This window comes from Bacillus sp. ATD (genome assembly GCF_050585765.1).
Taxonomy (GTDB): Bacteria; Bacillota; Bacilli; order Bacillales; family Bacillaceae; genus Bacillus; species Bacillus stercoris.
In genome coordinates this window covers 38,807-55,773 of sequence record NZ_JBOBQH010000004.1, presented here as the reverse complement: position 1 = coordinate 55,773, position 16,967 = coordinate 38,807, and the positions used below count along the sequence as shown (strand labels likewise).

Genomic DNA, 16,967 nt, shown 5'->3' with positions numbered 1-16,967 from the left:
TTTGTTTAAGAGACACGTTCATTTTCGTTAGTGTATTCTTTCTCCCAGAAATCAGCGTTTTTGATACCCAGTGCTTTCGGATCAAAGACCGGGTCTAAGCCCTGCTTCTTTTGGCGTTCATAATCCTTTAAAGCGAGAAGCGCCGGTTTGGCAAGCAGCACAATGGCAATGACATTCAGCCATACCATAATGCCAAGCCCTGCATCGCCCAATGCCCAAGCAAGTGAAGCTGTTTTCACAGTCCCATAGAACGTGGCGGCTAAAATAATCAGTTTTAAGCCGAGCATTGCCCATTTGCTTTCTCTGCCCCGTGCTAAATAAGCAATATTTGTTTCTGCGATGTAGTAATACGCCATAATTGTTGTAAATGCGAAGAAGAATAAAGCGATGGCAACAAAGCCTGCACCAAATCCGGGGAGAACACTGTCAATTGCCGCTTGTGTGAAACCAGGTCCTGCTTCTACGCCTTTAAGGTGATGAACGATAAAGGAACCATTTGCAGCCTGGGTATTGTACATTCCGGTAAACAAGATCATGAAAGCTGTAGCGGAACATACAAACAAGGTGTCGATATAAACAGAAAATGCCTGAACCAGCCCCTGCTTGACCGGATGAGAAACTTCTGCAGCGGCTGCCGGATGCGGCCCTGTTCCCTGGCCGGCTTCGTTTGAGTAAATCCCACGTTTAACACCCCAGGAAATCGCCATGCCAATTAAGCCGCCAAAAGCGGAATCCAATGCAAAAGCGCTTTTGAATATCAGCGAGATCACAGCAGGCAATTCAGACACGTTCATGACAATAATAATCAAAGACAGCAGGATATATCCAAGGGCCATAAAAGGAACAATCATTTGCGCCGCATTAGCAATTCGTTTGACGCCGCCAAAAATAATAAACCCTAATAATAAAACGAGAGCACACCCTGTAATGAAAGGAGAGATGCCGAATGCATTTTTGACCCCGGCCGCAATGGAGTTGGACTGTACGCCCGGCATCAGAAGGGCCATTGCAATCAGGGCAGCAGCGGCAAATAAGACGGCAAACCACTTAATGCCTAAGCCTTTTTCTATATAATAAGCGGGGCCGCCCCGATATTGACCGTCTTGTTTCACTTTATAAATTTGGGCAAGCGTTGATTCAACAAAGGCACTCGCCGCCCCGATAAAGGCAATCGCCCACATCCAGAACACAGCGCCGGGTCCGCCAAATGCAATTGCTGTCGCCACTCCTGCGATGTTTCCTGTACCCACTCGGCCGGAAAGCGCAATTGATAATGCTTGAAAAGAAGAAACGCCAGCTTCAGAGCTCTTTCCTTTAAACATCTGAACAATCATTTCTTTCAAATGTCTGACTTGTAAAAAACGGGTCATAATTGAAAAGACCAATCCAATTCCCAATAAAATATAAATGACGGGGGTACTCCATAAGACCGCGTTTAAACTAGCAACAATATCTGCCATCAAGCTTCCTCCTCACTTCCATTTGAATACATGTATAAAAAGGATTTTGGGCTAATCGAACTATTTCTACAATCGATTTGTCACATTATATGACTGATAATTATCAATAAGAAGAGGAAGGAAAAAAGAAAAAACGCGGCGTATCGATTACGCTGCGTTTTTCTGCAGAGGCCGACTTAGGGCATTTGTTATAAAATTTTTGCAACAATTAGCCTAGTTCAGTCAATCCGTATATAAAAGAACAAGCGATCACAATTGCTTGTTCTTCTTATTCATGTATCGTCACCTCACTTGTGCCTGAGGCGGTTCTTCACGGATCCAATGATCATCTTTTCGCCAATCATACGTTTCATCAGTATCGAGGTGTAATGTCTGATTGCCGATTTTCACTGTGTTGTGATTGATCCACGTCACTGCTGGACGGCTGTCCGGATAATTCCAATAGATTGTTCTCTTAACAAGTGTTTTTTCATTTACAAGTTCACCTCTGGCCGCATCTAAGCTTAAGGTGTTTTCGGATACGTAAGTGTTTAACGTATAGCTGCCGTCAGGCGATTCAACCGATTGGACGAGGTTTCCTTTCGGAACGTTTTTTAGTGAAAATAACATCCAATAAACGGCGCCGCCGAAGAATACCAGCAGCATAAACATCAACGGGACTTTGCTGCGTGTCTTGATGTGACTCTCTCCCTTTTTTTCTCTCATTTTACCATATATCGGATTCATATGATCTTTACATTTCTTTAAAATTAACTCAATAAAGCATTGATATGATGAAATAAAACCAATCAGGGTGAGGGGAGACAGAAAATGAAGAAAACGTATTGTCATTCCGGAGAGAAGGACTCAGAAGCGGTTTACTTAACTGTGAGAGGCTATCGAATTAAGCTGTCGCCTGAACAAATGAAACTGATTTCTACCGTAAGATAGTAAACATCAGAACAAAGGCAGCCACACAAGCGGCTGCCTTTTTGATTTAAGAATACTTTCTTTTCCGCTGTGCGAAATGCCTTTGAAACCAATCTTTCTTATATAAAAATGCGATGATCTCCAGCCAAAAAACCGGAATCTTTTTGGGGAATATCGGTTTTTTGTAGAGTGAATGATATGCTGATTTTAAGTCGTCCCACTGCGTGCATGTTTTTGTCTGCTCAAATCTCGCAACATCAATCACCCGCACCGCTCTGGTTTCTGTCAAAATCAGATTCCGCAAATGAATGTCTGATGGGTTCAGTCCGGCTGCCCGGGCGTCAGAAAGTGCTTCTTCAACCTGCTGAATCATGTTATCACTGATTGCAATGCCTTTCTTCAGACAGTTATAAAAGGTTTCACCTTTAATATATTCCATGAGAATAAATGAATCGCCAGTTTCGTAAATGTCAGGATAGAATGCGGACCTGGCTAATTTTTCATAGATCGCGGCTTCTTTGACTGCTGTCGCTTGATACTCCGGAAAAAATACTTTCAGCGCCATTTTCCGGCCGCCTTCTGTTAAGGCAAACACATAGGCGCTTCTACCCTTGCCGATTAGTGTTAATTCCTCGGATTTCTCTTTGACTTTATCAAATCTGCTGTTTTTGCGGTATATGACTGAATGGGCCAGTTCCTCTGCTTTTGTCAGCATTTCATTCACCTTCTTTGCTCTATTTTATGCAGTCGTTTATAGGAAAATCATAAACTGTTCAGGAAAAAGAGCCTAATTCTAGTGTATCTGGTCTTGGAGAAGAAGGCTACTTATAAGCATAAATTGTGATAAAAGAGACATAGAGCGTTTATTTCCATTCTTGAAAAGCGCTTACAAATGGGATAGTATTAATTTTAAATAAAGCGCTTTCGTGAATATTCAAGGGGGAACATGCGATGACAAAACAGATTGTGACAGGGATTATCGGTGCAGGCCGCATCGGCAAACTTCATGTTCAAAATATAAGCCGGATTCCTCACATGAAATTAAAAGCAATCTCTGATATTCAGGCGAGCCGTATAAAAAGCTGGGCCGACAGTCATCAGATTGAATACATAACTTCTGATTATCGTGATTTATTACATGATCCTGAAATTGATGCTGTTTTTATTTGCTCACCTACAGCCGTACATGCACAGATGATCAGAGAAGCAGCCGAAGCGAAAAAGCATATTTTTTGTGAGAAGCCAGTTAGTTTCTCTCTAGATGAAACAAGAGAAGCGCTTGCGGCCGTCCGGAAACATGGAGTAACACTTCAAGTCGGTTTTAACCGCCGCTTTGATCCTCATTTTAAGAAAATCAAAACAGTTGTTGAAAATGGTGAAATCGGTACACCTCACTTATTAAAAATCACGTCTCGGGATCCAGAACCCCCGAATATAGATTATGTCCGCATGTCAGGCGGCTTGTTTATGGATATGTCAATCCATGATTTTGATATGGCCAGATATATTTTGGGAAGTGAAGTGACAGAAGTGTATGCAAAAGGGTCGGCTTTGGTGAATCCTTCTTTTGCGGAGCTTGGGGATATTGATACAGCTGTTATTACGCTGACTTTTGAAAACGGTGCCATGGCCGTGATTGATAACAGCCGCCAAGCAGTGTACGGATATGACCAGCGGGTAGAGGTTTTCGGGACGAAAGGCTCTGCAGCGGCGGACAATAGCAGGCCGACGACGGTTGAAGTGTCAACCGCTGATTTTGTGATGAAGGATAAACCGCATTTCTTTTTCCTTGAACGCTATAAGGATGCGTATGAGGAGGAGATTCTCCGTTTTGCAGAAGCGATCAGCACAAAGCAGGAGACTGCCTGCACCGGCAATGACGGTTTACAGGCCGAACGGATTGCCAGAGCAGCACAGCAATCGCTTGCTTTTGGCATGCCTGTCAGTATTGAGCACACTGAAAAAATCGCTTTTTAATCAAAAAGGATTACAATTCCGCAAGCTTGGGTATATACTCCATTGATACTTTAAGTAGGCGGTGGAGAAAATGAATACAGTACATGCTAAAGGAAATGTTTTGAACAAAATCGGAATTCCTTCTCACATGGTTTGGGGTTATATTGGCGTTGTCATCTTTATGGTTGGAGACGGCCTCGAACAAGGCTGGCTGTCTCCTTTTCTCGTGGATCATGGTCTCAGTATGCAGCAATCCGCATCGTTATTTACCATGTACGGCATTGCTGTCACCATCTCGGCTTGGCTTTCAGGAACGTTTGTGCAAACGTGGGGGCCGAGAAAAACGATGACGATCGGATTGCTTGCGTTTATCCTCGGTTCGGCCGCTTTTATCGGCTGGGCGATTCCTCATATGTATTATCCGGCTCTCTTAGGCAGCTATGCCCTTAGAGGCTTGGGATATCCGCTGTTTGCATACTCTTTTCTCGTGTGGGTATCATACAGCACCTCTCAAAAAATTCTCGGAAAAGCTGTCGGCTGGTTTTGGTTTATGTTTACGTGCGGCCTTAACGTACTCGGCCCGTTCTATTCCAGCTATGCGGTTCCTGCCTTTGGAGAAATCAATACGCTTTGGAGTGCATTGCTGTTTGTGGCGGCAGGCGGATTTCTAGCCTTATTTTTTAACAAAGATAAATTTACCCCAGCAAAAAAACAAGATCAGCCGAAATGGAAAGAACTGTCGAAGGCATTTACAATTATGTTTGAAAACCCTAAGGTCGGCATCGGCGGAGTGGTCAAAACGATTAATGCAATAGGACAATTTGGATTTGCCATCTTTCTTCCGACTTATTTAGCACATTACGGGTATTCGGTTTCGGAATGGCTGCAAATTTGGGGGACGCTGTTTTTTGTGAATATTGTGTTTAATCTTATTTTTGGCGCAGTTGGAGATAAACTTGGCTGGCGCAATACCGTCATGTGGTTTGGCGGTGTCGGATGCGGCATTTTTACGCTGGCGCTTTATTACACGCCTCAGCTGATCGGGCATCAGTATTGGGTGATGATGATGATCGCCTGCTGCTACGGCGCAGCATTAGCCGGCTACGTTCCATTAAGCGCTCTTTTGCCGACGCTTGCGTCTGATAATAAAGGCGCTGCCATGTCAGTGTTGAATTTGGGATCTGGTTTGTGTGCGTTTATCGCGCCGGGTATCGTGAGCCTTTTCATTGGACCGCTCGGTGCAGGCGGCGTAATTTGGATCTTTGCGGCATTGTATTTTTTCAGTGCTTTTCTGACGCAATTCTTGACAATTCCTGAGCAAGGAACAGAGGTGTATACGGAGGAACGGTTTATCAGGGAAAATGTGCAGACAAATTTTGATAAAACGGTTAAGCAGTAGCCTCTTTGGTCAAACTAATCATAAACGTGTGCAAAGAGGTGTAGAGGGTGAAACGATTCAGCATGGCGTATCTTTTGCTGGGCATTCTTTGCTCAGCCGCAGTATTTCAAATAGGCGCTCCTTCCCGCGCGCTTGGCGCGGAAGTGGAGCACTATGAACCGCTGCAGGTGCATGTGCAGCTTGAAAAGGTGTATTTGGATGGCGATGTCAGCATTGAGCATAAGCGTGAAAAAGTGCTTTCCATGGATGATTTTTGGGCGGCTTATGCCGGATGGACGCTTGTGGAACAAAAAAAGGGATATGTGCTCTTCCGGAAGCAAATGGACGATATTTCTCCGCTCAGCAAAGTGAACGGGTATATCGGTGTATCGGATAATGGAGTGATTTCCACTTTTCATGGGCGGCCTGAGCCAGCTTCCGAACCCATTCAGTCTTTTTTTCAAATTGATTTAGAAAGGCTGGAAAGCCACATGCAAAAAAATCTGTTGAAAGGCATTCCTTTTCGGACAAAAGCGGAGTTCGAGGATGTCATCGAACATATTAAGACATACAGCGGGTAACGTCATCTGATTGAAGACATGTATTCATGTCTTTTTTTTCGTGAAAGAATGAGAGAGAAGCGAACGTATGTTAACTTTTCTATAAGACTTTGGCTGTTTTTATGGTACAATGAAGAACAGTCAAAGAGGTGAATGTGCGTGATTGAATTTGTTAAAGGGACGATTGATTATGTATCTCCCCAATATATCGTCATAGAGAACGGAGGCATCGGCTATCAGATTTTCACGCCGAATCCGTTTATATATAAGGAGAGAAACCAAGAAACGATTTTTACATATCATCATATCAGAGAGGATGCTTTTTCGCTTTACGGTTTTTCAACGAGAGAAGAGAAGGCGCTCTTTACAAAGCTGTTAAACGTGACCGGAATTGGGCCGAAAGGAGCACTTGCCATCTTGGGCTCGGGTGATCCGGGAGCGGTCATCCAAGCAATTGAAAATGAGGATGAAGCTTTTTTGGTCAAGTTTCCTGGAGTAGGAAAGAAAACCGCACGCCAGATTATTCTAGATTTAAAAGGAAAGCTGGCAGATGTTGTGCCTGAAATGATTGAAAATCTGTTTAATCATGAAGAAAGGCTTGAAAAGCAAACAGCTGAAACGGCTCTCGAAGAAGCACTTGAAGCCCTCAGGGTTCTCGGATATGCTGAAAAAGAAATCAAAAAGGTGCTTCCTCACCTTAAAGAAGAAATTGGGCTGACAACAGACCAATATGTGAAAAAAGCATTACAAAAACTATTAAAGTAAGGTGATGTTCATGGATGAACGGCTCGTCTCAAGTGAAGCAGACAACCATGAATCAGTGATAGAGCAAAGCCTGAGGCCGCAAAATCTGGCACAGTATATCGGACAGCATAAAGTGAAAGAAAATTTACGCGTGTTTATAGATGCGGCGAAAATGAGACAGGAGACGCTGGATCATGTTCTTCTGTACGGACCGCCCGGACTTGGAAAAACAACGCTGGCTTCCATTGTTGCAAATGAAATGGGAGTGGAATTGCGGACGACATCAGGGCCTGCGATTGAAAGGCCTGGTGATTTGGCTGCTATATTAACGGCGCTTGAACCGGGAGATGTATTATTTATTGATGAAATACATAGGCTGCACAGATCGATTGAAGAGGTGCTTTATCCTGCAATGGAAGACTTTTGCCTGGATATTGTGATCGGCAAAGGCCCTTCTGCCCGCTCAGTGCGGCTTGACCTGCCGCCGTTTACGCTGGTGGGAGCTACGACGAGGGTAGGACTATTGACGGCTCCTTTAAGAGACAGATTCGGCGTCATGTCACGCCTTGAGTACTATACACAAGAAGAACTGGCCGATATTGTCACGAGAACTGCGGATGTATTTGAGGTTGAGATTGATAAACCGTCTGCTCTTGAAATTGCAAGGAGATCTAGAGGTACGCCGCGCGTGGCGAACCGCCTGCTGAGAAGGGTGCGCGATTTCGCCCAAGTCCTGGGTGACAGCCGGATTACGGAAGACATTTCTCAGGATGCGCTGGAGCGGCTTCAGGTTGACCGTCTCGGTTTGGATCATATTGATCATAAGCTGTTGATGGGCATGATCGAAAAATTTAACGGCGGGCCAGTGGGCCTTGATACGATTTCCGCTACGATCGGCGAGGAATCGCATACGATTGAAGACGTATATGAACCATATCTGCTGCAAATTGGATTTATCCAAAGAACGCCGCGTGGAAGGATCGTGACACCGGCCGTTTATCAACATTTCCAAATGGAGGCTCCCCGATATGACTGAGTTTCCTAAGATCATGATGATTCTTGGTGCTGTTTTGCTTATCATCGGAGCAGTTTTACATTTTGTCGGCAAGCTGCCGGGAGATATTTTTGTGAAAAAAGGAAATGTCACGTTTTTCTTCCCGGTTGTCACTTGTATTATCATAAGTGTGGTATTATCAATTTTGCTTAATCTTTTCGGCAGAATGAAATAACAAAAGACTAGAATAAAGGTGAAGTTATCATGAAAGTCGATTTATTTGATTTTGAACTACCGGAACGTTTAATTGCACAAGTACCGTTGGAGCAGCGCGATGCTTCAAGGCTGATGGTGCTTGATAAACATACAGGAGAGCTGACTGACAGCTCGTTTAAACACATTATCAGCTTTTTTAACGAAGGTGATTGTCTTGTGCTGAACAATACCCGTGTGCTGCCTGCGCGGTTATTCGGCACAAAAGAGGATACCGGTGCGAAAGTGGAGCTTCTTTTGTTGAAACAAGAAACCGGCGATAAATGGGAAACACTTGCGAAACCGGCGAAACGGGTGAAAAAAGGAACCGTTGTCACATTTGGAGACGGAAGATTGAAGGCAGTTTGCACGGAAGAGCTGGAGCACGGCGGCAGAAAAATGGAATTTCAATATGACGGTATTTTCTACGAGGTGCTGGAATCCCTTGGAGAGATGCCGCTTCCGCCATATATCAAAGAACAGCTTGATGACAAAGAGCGCTACCAGACCGTGTATTCAAAAGAAATCGGCTCTGCCGCTGCGCCTACAGCAGGCCTTCACTTCACGGAAGAAATTTTACAGCAGCTGAAAGATAAAGGTGTGCAAATTGAGTTCATCACACTCCACGTTGGCCTTGGAACATTTCGCCCTGTGAGTGCCGATGAAGTGGAAGAGCATAATATGCATGCAGAGTTTTATCAAATGTCGGAAGAAACGGCTGCGGCTTTAAACAAAGTAAGAGAAAATGGCGGCAGGATCATTTCTGTCGGCACGACCTCGACACGCACGCTTGAAACGATTGCTGGGGAACATGACGGGCAATTTAAAGCATCGAGCGGCTGGACATCTATTTTTATTTATCCAGGCTATGAATTTAAAGCCATTGACGGAATGATTACAAACTTCCATTTGCCGAAATCGTCATTGATTATGCTGGTCAGCGCGCTTGCTGGAAGAGAAAACATTCTGCGTGCCTATAACCATGCGGTGGAAGAGGAATACCGTTTCTTCAGCTTCGGAGACGCGATGCTGATTATCTAATTTGAGAACAGGAGGCCTCATTAAAAGTGGCTGAACAACCAATACGCTATGAATTTATAAAAGAATGCAAACAAACAGGAGCGCGGCTGGGCAAAGTGCATACGCCTCACGGCTCCTTTGAAACGCCGGTTTTTATGCCGGTCGGCACACTGGCGACAGTCAAAACAATGGCGCCTGAAGAGCTGAAAGCAATGGATGCGGGCATCATTTTAAGCAATACCTATCACCTATGGCTGCGACCGGGTCACGATATTGTCAAAGAAGCGGGCGGGCTTCATAAGTTTATGAACTGGGACCGCGCCATTTTAACAGATTCAGGCGGTTTTCAGGTCTTTTCTTTAAGCAAGTTTCGTAATATAGAGGAAGAGGGCGTCCATTTTCGCAACCACCTAAATGGGGACAAGCTGTTTTTATCTCCGGAAAAAGCGATGGAGATCCAAAACGCACTCGGCTCCGATATTATGATGGCGTTTGACGAATGCCCGCCATACCCGGCAGAGTACGATTACATGAAACGGTCAGTTGAGCGGACAAGCCGCTGGGCGGAACGCTGTCTGAATGCTCACAACCGTCAGGATGAACAAGGGCTGTTTGGTATTGTCCAAGGCGGAGAATATGAAGATCTGCGCACACAAAGTGCGAAGGACTTGATTTCCCTTGATTTTCCGGGATATGCTATAGGCGGATTGTCTGTCGGTGAACCGAAGGATGTGATGAACCGTGTACTCGAGTTTACAACACCGCTCTTGCCGAAGGATAAACCGAGATATTTGATGGGAGTCGGTTCTCCGGACGCGCTGATCGACGGAGCAATCCGCGGGGTCGATATGTTTGACTGTGTGCTGCCTACTCGGATTGCAAGAAATGGCACAGTGTTTACAGCTGAAGGACGACTCAATATGAAAAATGCGAAATTCGAAAGAGATTTCCGTCCGATTGATGAAGAGTGTGATTGCTATACATGTAAAAACTACACTCGCGCGTATATTAGGCACTTGATTCGCTGCAATGAAACATTTGGCCTTCGATTAACAACTTACCATAACCTTCATTTTCTGTTACACTTAATGGAGCAGGTAAGACAGGCCATTCGCGAGGATCGTCTGGGTGATTTCAGAGAAGAGTTCTTTGAGCGTTACGGCTATAACAAGCCAAATGCGAAAAGCTTCTAAATAAACAATAACAGGCTTACAGAAAGGGGTGAAAATGATGACTGGCACTTTAGGCACATTGGTTCCTATTATTTTAATGTTTGCGGTCCTTTACTTCTTGCTGATTCGTCCTCAGCAAAAGCAGCAAAAGGCTGTACGCCAAATGCAGGAGGAACTGAAAAAAGGCGATTCAGTAGTGACAATCGGGGGATTGCACGGTACTGTTGACTCTATCGATGAGAGCAAAGTCGTAATTAAGACTGGTGAAAACACACGTCTTACGTTCGACCGCCGCGCGATCAGAGAAGTTTCTGCTGCTGAATAACAGCAGGAGCTATACATAGCAAACAAAAAAAGAGCGGGTGAGCCCGCTCTTTTTTATGTGGAAGACCTGTTTCCCCTTATGTTTACGCCGAAAATCCCGCCCAGCATGCACACCCCTAAAAACCCCAGATGGAAGAGCAGCTGTTCTGCCGTAAATGTCTTTCCAAATCCTAAATACTGAAACAGTAAGATAATCAGAGAAAAACTTAAGGCGGTCAATGCGCCAATCATCCAGCCTCTTTCCTTGCCTTTCCCGCCTGAAATGAATCCGCCGATAAATAAAGAGAGAAATGAGATAGCGGTGATCAGCCAGTTAAATGATGACTCTTCCAGCGAGGTTGCGGTCAATAAAAGTGAAACCGCTAAACTTGTTAAGAGCATGGCTGAAAATATGGCGATTAAGCCGTAAAGAATGCCTTTTCCAACTTGTTTCGTTTCCTCCATGATTGTCTCCTCTCTGCCTGTATTAAAAGGCTTCTATTCTTTTTTTGTACAAAACCGTCAGACATGCTGATGGCTCGTCTTTGTAAAAATGTATTCCCTTAACCCTTGAATTAGACGTAAAAGCTTTATGAAATACAATCGGTTTTTCTTACATAAATTGTTCGTTTTGTTGCATCCTATGACGAGTCGGAGGTGCATGATGGAAGAGCTTCTCACTATTGCGTTTCGCACAATCGTATTGTATTTTGTGATACTGATCATTTTTCGTTTCATGGGCAAACGGGAGATCGGGGAGCTTAGCATTTTAGACCTCGTTGTCTTTGTTATGATGGCTGAAATTGCCGTTTTGGCCATAGAAAACGTAGAAGATCATTTGTTTCACACCATTTTGCCAATGCTTGTATTAATGGTTATTCAAGTGACATTCGCATACTTATCTTTAAAAAACCGAAAAGTCCGCCAGCTTCTTGACGGTAAGCCGACCATAATTATTAAATATGGGAAAATTGACGAAGACGCGATGAGATCACAGCGGTATAATTTTGATGATTTAATGGTTCAGCTCAGAGAAAATAGTATCGACAGAGTAGCTGATGTATCATTTGCGATTTTAGAACCGTCGGGCAAACTGACTATTGTAAAGAAAGAAAATAGCGGAGAGCATCGGCAGCTCGACTTGCCGCTCATCCTTGACGGCTCCATTCAAACCGAAAACCTGTCCAGAATCGGTAAAGATAAACAATGGCTGCTTGGAAATTTGCAAAAACACGGGTACACAGACCCTTTAGATATTTCATTTTGCTCGTTTACAGATGGAGAATTATTTATTGATGAAAAAGATGGGCACCGTACGTGACCATTATCGGATGATCAAACGTCCGATAATGGGAATGCGGCGAAGCTCATCTTTTTTAATTAAACGGAAAACGAGCAGGAGGGCAATGTAAATAGCGGCGCTCACCGCAATCCATCCAGCGAGATTCACAGCCTCAGATGCTCCAAAACGAATATATTGTTTGATGGCGGAGCTGATGAATCCGCTAATCACAATAACAGCGAAGCTGAGTGCGTATTCCTTAATTTTAATGCTGATCGGCAGCACTTTGCTTACGGTTGCTGCATGCAATAGCGTGACGAGCACCATGCCTGTAACAATGGCCAATGCCGCCCCCATAATGCCAAGAGACGGCCTTGTGGCTAGGACAAAAATAAGACCTGTTTTGACAAGCGCTCCGATTAAGCTGTTCATCATCGCAGCTCCTGCCAAATTAAGCGCCTGCAGCACAGCTTGAAGTGGGCCTTGGAAATAATAAAGCAGAAAAAACGGGGCCATCACTTTTATAAATACAGCTGCGCTTGAGGAACCGTACATCACTCTCATCAGCTCATCCGCAAATACAAATAAAATAACAACTGAAATGCCTCCGCTGAGTAGACAGAGACGCATCGCCTGTTCCAAGCGGTATTCCACCACCTGCAATTTTTTCTGTTCCATTCCTTCACTGATCGCAGGAACAAGCGCGGTCGACAAAGAATATGTAATAAAGCTGGGCAGAGTCAGCAGAGTCATGGCAAAGCCGGTCAGTTCACCGTATTGCTTTGTTGCGGAAATTGTCGCCACACCTGCAATGGCAAGGCTTTGAGCGACGACAATCGGCTCGAAAAACCAAGAGAGGTTTCCGATAAAGCGGCTCCCCGTAGTTGGAAGAGACACGCTCATTAATTGGGTAAAGGTTTGTTTTCCGTTTTTAATTGACTGGAAAAAATGCTTTCTGATTTTAATTGTTTTTTTATACTTAAAGCAAACGAATAAATAAAGAAGGGATGCCAGCTCACCTGCCACTGAGGATAGCATGGCCCCCGCTGCAGCATATTCAATTCCGTAAGGGAGAAAAATCGTCGTGCAGACAGCTACGAGTGAAATACGGACGACCTGTTCAAGGACTTGTGACATAGCGAGCGGGTTCATATTCTGTTTTCCTTGAAAGTACCCCCTCAGCACACTCGATATAGCAATAATCGGCACAACCGGCGTAATGGCCAGAAGCGGGTACAGTGTTCGCTTATCTGTCAGCATCGTTTCAGCCATAACCGGGGCGAAAAACAGAAACAGCGGTGTAAAGATGAGGCTGAGCACTCCCGTGATGGTCAGAGACATGACTAAAATGTTTTTCGTTTTTTGATGATCTCCGCGCGCGCTGGCTTCAGCGACAAGCTTGCTGATCGCGACCGGCAGACCGAATTGAGTTAATGTAGTGGCCAAGAAAAAGGTAGGCGCCGCCATCATGTAAAGCCCGACCCCTTCTTCACCGATAAAACGGGCGATTACCACCCGGTTGACAAACCCGAGCATTCTTGTAACCATTCCTGCTGCGATAAGAATAAGAGTGCCCTTTAAAAACGTCTGTTTCGCCATTTTTACCCCCTGCCTTCTCAAACTACCTGGAATCATATACAATAAAGATATGCGTATATATCGTCCAAGCATGACAAGTCTTCATGAAAAACAATAAAAAAGGAGCGTGGAATTCATGGAGAAGCATCCCGCCGATCTATATAAAGACCACGTCAGGCCGTTTCTTTACAGCAAACTGGAAGAGTTTAAGATTCTCGGGTATGATGATGTTGAACTTGAAAGTTTGTGGTCATACTTAACAAATAAGAAGTGGAAAAAGAAAACGGAACTGAGCATTTATGAACTGGCGAGTGATATTTTATCAGTGAAAATTGGCGAATTTATGAATTATGCAACCGTTGAGTCATTCAAAACGTCTAATTGGCTGGGCAGTGAAGAAGGACAGGAAGCATTGGAAGAACTGCTGAGATAGCAGATTGATTCGCACAGGTTTAAGGGAGGATATACATAATGAAAAAAGGACGCTTGATTGCGTTTTTCCTTTTCGTTTTATTGATCGGCACGGGCTTGGGCTACTTTACGAAGCCTGCCGCGAACAATATTACGTTAGGATTGGATTTGCAAGGCGGATTTGAGGTGCTGTATGATGTACAGCCTGTAAAAAAAGGTGACAAAATCACAAAAGACGTTCTGGTCAGCACAGTAGAGGCGTTGAACCGCCGGGCCAATGTTCTCGGTGTCAGCGAACCGAACATCCAAATTGAAGGAAATAACCGGATTCGCGTTCAGCTTGCTGGGGTGACAAACCAAAACAGAGCGCGTGAAATTCTGGCAACTGAAGCGCAGCTTTCTTTCAGAGATGCAAATGATAAGGAACTGTTAAACGGTGCTGATCTTGTTGAAAACGGAGCTAAACAAACATATGACAGCACAACAAACGAGCCGATTGTCACTATCAAACTGAAAGACGCTGATAAATTTGGTGAAGTGACCAAAAAGGTCATGAAAATGGCACCAAACAACCAGCTTGTCATTTGGCTGGATTATGATAAAGGCGATTCCTATAAGAAAGAAGTTCAAAAAGAGCATCCTAAATTTGTATCCGCTCCAAATGTAAGTCAGGAGCTAAATACAACTGATGTAAAAATTGAAGGGCATTTCACAGCTCAAGAAGCGAAAGATTTAGCCAGCATTTTAAACGCTGGTGCACTTCCTGTGAAACTGACTGAAAAGTATTCGACATCAGTAGGCGCACAATTTGGACAGCAGGCTCTCCATGATACGGTGTTTGCCGGTATTATCGGTATCGCAATTATTTTCTTATTTATGCTTTTCTATTACCGTCTGCCGGGATTTATCGCGGTGATTACGCTATCCGTTTATATCTACATTACACTCCAGGTCTTTGACTGGATGAATGCTGTACTTACGCTTCCGGGGATTGCCGCGCTCATTTTAGGGGTAGGGATGGCGGTTGACGCCAACATCATTACCTATGAGCGGATTAAAGAAGAGCTTAAGCTAGGCAAGTCAGTTCGCTCTGCCTTCCGTTCAGGAAACAGACGGTCATTTGCGACAATTTTTGACGCGAATATTACAACGATTATTGCCGCGGTTGTGCTCTTTATCTTTGGGACAAGCTCTGTTAAAGGGTTTGCGACAATGCTGATCCTATCGATTTTGACAAGCTTTATCACTGCCGTTTTCTTATCAAGATTTCTTCTCGCTCTCCTTGTGGAAAGCAGATGGCTTGATCGGAAAAAAGGCTGGTTTGGCGTTAATAAGAAGCATATTATGGATATTCAGGATACGGACGAAAATACAGAGCCGCATACGCCGTTCCAAAAATGGGATTTCACGAGCAAACGCAAATATTTCTTTATTTTCTCCAGTGCGGTCACGATTGCCGGGATTATTATCCTGCTTGTGTTCAAGCTGAATCTTGGCATTGACTTCGCAAGCGGTGCACGGATTGAAGTGCAAAGTGACCATAAGCTGACGACAGAGCAAGTTGAGAAGGATTTTGAATCTCTGGGTATGGACCCTGATACTGTTGTTCTGTCAGGCGAAAAGAGCAATGTCGGTGTTGCTCGTTTTGTTGGAGTGCCTGATAAAGAAACGATTGCCAAAGTAAAAACGTACTTTAAAGACAAATACGGGACAGAGCCGAATGTCAGCACAGTTTCACCGACAGTCGGCAAAGAGCTGGCAAGAAATGCGCTGTACGCAGTTGCTATAGCTTCTATTGGCATCATCATTTACGTTTCAATCCGATTCGAATACAAAATGGCGATTGCCGCAATCGCTTCACTGCTATATGACGCATTCTTTATCGTCACGTTCTTCAGTATTACAAGGCTGGAGGTAGATGTTACGTTCATTGCAGCCGTCTTGACGATTATCGGGTATTCGATTAACGATACAATTGTTACATTTGACAGGATTCGCGAGCATATGAAAAAGCGCAAGCCGAAAACATTTGCCGACCTGAACCATATTGTAAACCTAAGCCTGCAGCAAACCTTTACACGTTCAATCAACACGGTATTAACTGTTTTGATTGTTGTTGTGGCATTGCTGATCTTTGGAGCATCTTCTATTTCTAACTTTTCAATTGCTTTATTGATCGGGCTGTTAACAGGCGTTTATTCCTCTCTCTACATTGCCGCGCAGATTTGGCTTGTATGGAAAGGAAAAGAATTGAAAAAAGATCCGGCACAATAAAAAAACAGGCTGTCCTCTGCGGGACAGCCTGTTTTTTGAAGTTTCATTGAACTTAAAATAGACATTTGCTATAATGACATACGCTTACATTTAAACATATATATGGTGTTAAACGTGTTTGTGACTGGTTTTCAGATATGTAGGAGGGTTTATATATGAGGGTTCGCGAATCAGAGCTGCCGGGCATAGGACAAAAAGTTGAAATGGTTACTAGAAACCGTGATAAAATTTCAATTATCATTCATCATGACGGACGGAGAGAGCTTTACTATTTTGACGAAAACGACCATGAAGAATGTGTTGCCTCCATGCAGTTTGATGACGCTGAAGCAAGGCAGATTTCTGCAATTCTTGGCGGAATGGCATATAAACCGAAAGCAATAGAACAGGTTGAGTCAGCCCTTGATGATTTTATGATAGAGTGGTGTAAAGCAGAAGCGGGAGCGCCTGCCATTCATCAGACGATTGGTGATTTGGATGTGGGGCAGGAATATCATGTGACGGTCATTGCAATGATTAAGAAGAATCAGGATAAACCACTAAATCCGAGCTCTGAAACAATCATTGATGAAGGCGATACACTTGTCATGTCCGGTGAGGGAAGCGGACTGAAGAGGCTGATCCGGGAAAAATTGACCGCAAACATGGCTTAACACTAGGTTAAGCCATGTTTA

Annotated in this window: 19 protein-coding genes; 14 read left to right on the top strand and 5 right to left on the bottom strand. The window is 44.1% G+C overall.

Translation table 11 applies throughout. The features are described from left to right. Nucleotides 1-5: 5 nt before the first annotated feature. Entirely contained in the window at nt 6-1,460 is a 1,455-nt protein-coding gene (locus tag ACQXR1_RS10860; protein ID WP_430772105.1) for an alanine/glycine:cation symporter family protein, read from the bottom strand. 282 nt (nt 1,461-1,742) lie between these two features. Further along, a complete protein-coding gene (locus ACQXR1_RS10855) occupies nt 1,743-2,069 on the bottom strand; it encodes a DUF5412 family protein (protein ID WP_231560773.1) in 327 nt (108 codons plus the stop codon). A gap of 201 nt (nt 2,070-2,270) precedes the next feature. Between ACQXR1_RS10855 and ACQXR1_RS10850 the strand changes: the two genes are divergently transcribed. After that, nucleotides 2,271-2,390 (top strand): hypothetical protein, encoded by a 120-nt coding sequence (locus ACQXR1_RS10850; protein ID WP_014664829.1) that lies wholly within the window; start codon nt 2,271-2,273, stop codon nt 2,388-2,390. Nucleotides 2,391-2,436: 46 nt separating this feature from the next. On the opposite strand, the gene ACQXR1_RS10845 is transcribed toward ACQXR1_RS10850, so the two are convergent. Beyond that, on the bottom strand, nt 2,437-3,084 hold the full coding sequence (locus ACQXR1_RS10845; protein ID WP_430772104.1) for a phosphotransferase: 648 nt from the start codon (nt 3,082-3,084) through the stop codon (nt 2,437-2,439). Between the two features lie 236 nt (nt 3,085-3,320). On the opposite strand from ACQXR1_RS10845, the gene iolG reads away from it, so the two are divergent. The 9 genes from iolG (at nt 3,321) to yajC (ending at nt 10,770) form a co-directional block, all read left to right on the top strand. Continuing rightward, a complete protein-coding gene (gene iolG, locus ACQXR1_RS10840; protein WP_306645148.1) occupies nt 3,321-4,346 on the top strand; it encodes an inositol 2-dehydrogenase in 1,026 nt (341 codons plus the stop codon). 70 nt (nt 4,347-4,416) lie between these two features. Further along, nucleotides 4,417-5,724: an MFS transporter gene (locus ACQXR1_RS10835; protein WP_306645146.1), complete on the top strand. Its 1,308-nt coding sequence runs from the start codon at nt 4,417-4,419 to the stop codon at nt 5,722-5,724. Between the two features lie 47 nt (nt 5,725-5,771). Then, complete coding sequence (gene bofC, locus ACQXR1_RS10830) at nt 5,772-6,284, top strand: sporulation cell-cell signaling protein BofC (RefSeq protein WP_306645144.1); 513 nt, start codon at nt 5,772-5,774, stop codon at nt 6,282-6,284. Nucleotides 6,285-6,422: 138 nt separating this feature from the next. Further along, nucleotides 6,423-7,028, top strand: a complete 606-nt coding sequence (gene ruvA / locus ACQXR1_RS10825; RefSeq protein ID WP_014664824.1) for a Holliday junction branch migration protein RuvA — start codon at nt 6,423-6,425, stop codon at nt 7,026-7,028. 10 nt (nt 7,029-7,038) lie between these two features. Beyond that, entirely contained in the window at nt 7,039-8,043 is a 1,005-nt protein-coding gene (ruvB, locus tag ACQXR1_RS10820) for a Holliday junction branch migration DNA helicase RuvB (RefSeq protein ID WP_040082286.1), read from the top strand. Next, nucleotides 8,036-8,236 carry a DUF2905 domain-containing protein gene (locus ACQXR1_RS10815; protein ID WP_014664822.1) on the top strand — a complete coding sequence of 67 codons (201 nt, stop codon included), beginning with the start codon at nt 8,036-8,038 and terminating at the stop codon, nt 8,234-8,236. The genes ruvB and ACQXR1_RS10815 overlap by 8 nt, the downstream gene beginning before the upstream one ends. A gap of 29 nt (nt 8,237-8,265) precedes the next feature. Beyond that, nucleotides 8,266-9,294: a tRNA preQ1(34) S-adenosylmethionine ribosyltransferase-isomerase QueA gene (queA, locus tag ACQXR1_RS10810; RefSeq protein WP_014664821.1), complete on the top strand. Its 1,029-nt coding sequence runs from the start codon at nt 8,266-8,268 to the stop codon at nt 9,292-9,294. 26 nt (nt 9,295-9,320) lie between these two features. Then, nucleotides 9,321-10,466: a tRNA guanosine(34) transglycosylase Tgt gene (gene tgt, locus ACQXR1_RS10805; RefSeq protein ID WP_014664820.1), complete on the top strand. Its 1,146-nt coding sequence runs from the start codon at nt 9,321-9,323 to the stop codon at nt 10,464-10,466. Nucleotides 10,467-10,503: 37 nt separating this feature from the next. Beyond that, a complete protein-coding gene (gene yajC / locus ACQXR1_RS10800; protein WP_003237527.1) occupies nt 10,504-10,770 on the top strand; it encodes a preprotein translocase subunit YajC in 267 nt (88 codons plus the stop codon). A gap of 53 nt (nt 10,771-10,823) precedes the next feature. On the opposite strand, the gene ACQXR1_RS10795 is transcribed toward yajC, so the two are convergent. Further along, nucleotides 10,824-11,213 (bottom strand): TIGR04086 family membrane protein, encoded by a 390-nt coding sequence (locus ACQXR1_RS10795; protein WP_032728255.1) that lies wholly within the window; start codon nt 11,211-11,213, stop codon nt 10,824-10,826. A gap of 199 nt (nt 11,214-11,412) precedes the next feature. Here ACQXR1_RS10795 and ACQXR1_RS10790 point away from each other — a divergent pair, with 199 nt between their 5' ends. Continuing rightward, nucleotides 11,413-12,069, top strand: a complete 657-nt coding sequence (locus tag ACQXR1_RS10790; protein ID WP_069839607.1) for a DUF421 domain-containing protein — start codon at nt 11,413-11,415, stop codon at nt 12,067-12,069. A 3-nt stretch (nt 12,070-12,072) separates the two neighbouring features. On the opposite strand, the gene spoVB is transcribed toward ACQXR1_RS10790, so the two are convergent. After that, nucleotides 12,073-13,629 carry a stage V sporulation protein B gene (spoVB, locus tag ACQXR1_RS10785; RefSeq protein ID WP_040082292.1) on the bottom strand — a complete coding sequence of 519 codons (1,557 nt, stop codon included), beginning with the start codon at nt 13,627-13,629 and terminating at the stop codon, nt 12,073-12,075. Nucleotides 13,630-13,744: 115 nt separating this feature from the next. Between spoVB and comN the strand changes: the two genes are divergently transcribed. From comN to ACQXR1_RS10770, 3 genes are all read left to right on the top strand, one after another. Further along, on the top strand, nt 13,745-14,041 hold the full coding sequence (gene comN / locus ACQXR1_RS10780) for a post-transcriptional regulator ComN (protein WP_040082293.1): 297 nt from the start codon (nt 13,745-13,747) through the stop codon (nt 14,039-14,041). 38 nt (nt 14,042-14,079) lie between these two features. Next, nucleotides 14,080-16,293, top strand: coding sequence for a protein translocase subunit SecDF (gene secDF, locus ACQXR1_RS10775; protein ID WP_430772102.1), 2,214 nt, complete (start codon nt 14,080-14,082; stop codon nt 16,291-16,293). Between the two features lie 155 nt (nt 16,294-16,448). Next, on the top strand, nt 16,449-16,946 hold the full coding sequence (locus tag ACQXR1_RS10770) for a cation:proton antiporter regulatory subunit (RefSeq protein ID WP_430772100.1): 498 nt from the start codon (nt 16,449-16,451) through the stop codon (nt 16,944-16,946). The last annotated feature ends 21 nt before the right edge of the window (nt 16,947-16,967 follow it).

What these genes read in the sequence shown, in the direction of transcription:
- ACQXR1_RS10835 (WP_306645146.1), top strand. Translation starts at nt 4,417, where the DNA reads ATGAATACAGTACATGCTAAAGGAAATGTTTTGAACAAAATCGGAATT.
- ACQXR1_RS10860 (WP_430772105.1), bottom strand. Translation starts at nt 1,460, where the DNA reads ATGGCAGATATTGTTGCTAGTTTAAACGCGGTCTTATGGAGTACCCCC.
- ACQXR1_RS10850 (WP_014664829.1), top strand. Translation starts at nt 2,271, where the DNA reads ATGAAGAAAACGTATTGTCATTCCGGAGAGAAGGACTCAGAAGCGGTT.
- secDF (WP_430772102.1), top strand. Translation starts at nt 14,080, where the DNA reads ATGAAAAAAGGACGCTTGATTGCGTTTTTCCTTTTCGTTTTATTGATC.
- ACQXR1_RS10855 (WP_231560773.1), bottom strand. Translation starts at nt 2,069, where the DNA reads ATGTTATTTTCACTAAAAAACGTTCCGAAAGGAAACCTCGTCCAATCG.
- ACQXR1_RS10815 (WP_014664822.1), top strand. Translation starts at nt 8,036, where the DNA reads ATGACTGAGTTTCCTAAGATCATGATGATTCTTGGTGCTGTTTTGCTT.
- iolG (WP_306645148.1), top strand. Translation starts at nt 3,321, where the DNA reads ATGACAAAACAGATTGTGACAGGGATTATCGGTGCAGGCCGCATCGGC.
- comN (WP_040082293.1), top strand. Translation starts at nt 13,745, where the DNA reads ATGGAGAAGCATCCCGCCGATCTATATAAAGACCACGTCAGGCCGTTT.
- yajC (WP_003237527.1), top strand. Translation starts at nt 10,504, where the DNA reads ATGACTGGCACTTTAGGCACATTGGTTCCTATTATTTTAATGTTTGCG.
- spoVB (WP_040082292.1), bottom strand. Translation starts at nt 13,629, where the DNA reads ATGGCGAAACAGACGTTTTTAAAGGGCACTCTTATTCTTATCGCAGCA.
- ACQXR1_RS10795 (WP_032728255.1), bottom strand. Translation starts at nt 11,213, where the DNA reads ATGGAGGAAACGAAACAAGTTGGAAAAGGCATTCTTTACGGCTTAATC.
- ACQXR1_RS10845 (WP_430772104.1), bottom strand. Translation starts at nt 3,084, where the DNA reads ATGCTGACAAAAGCAGAGGAACTGGCCCATTCAGTCATATACCGCAAA.
- queA (WP_014664821.1), top strand. Translation starts at nt 8,266, where the DNA reads ATGAAAGTCGATTTATTTGATTTTGAACTACCGGAACGTTTAATTGCA.
- ruvB (WP_040082286.1), top strand. Translation starts at nt 7,039, where the DNA reads ATGGATGAACGGCTCGTCTCAAGTGAAGCAGACAACCATGAATCAGTG.
- ACQXR1_RS10790 (WP_069839607.1), top strand. Translation starts at nt 11,413, where the DNA reads ATGGAAGAGCTTCTCACTATTGCGTTTCGCACAATCGTATTGTATTTT.
- ACQXR1_RS10770 (WP_430772100.1), top strand. Translation starts at nt 16,449, where the DNA reads ATGAGGGTTCGCGAATCAGAGCTGCCGGGCATAGGACAAAAAGTTGAA.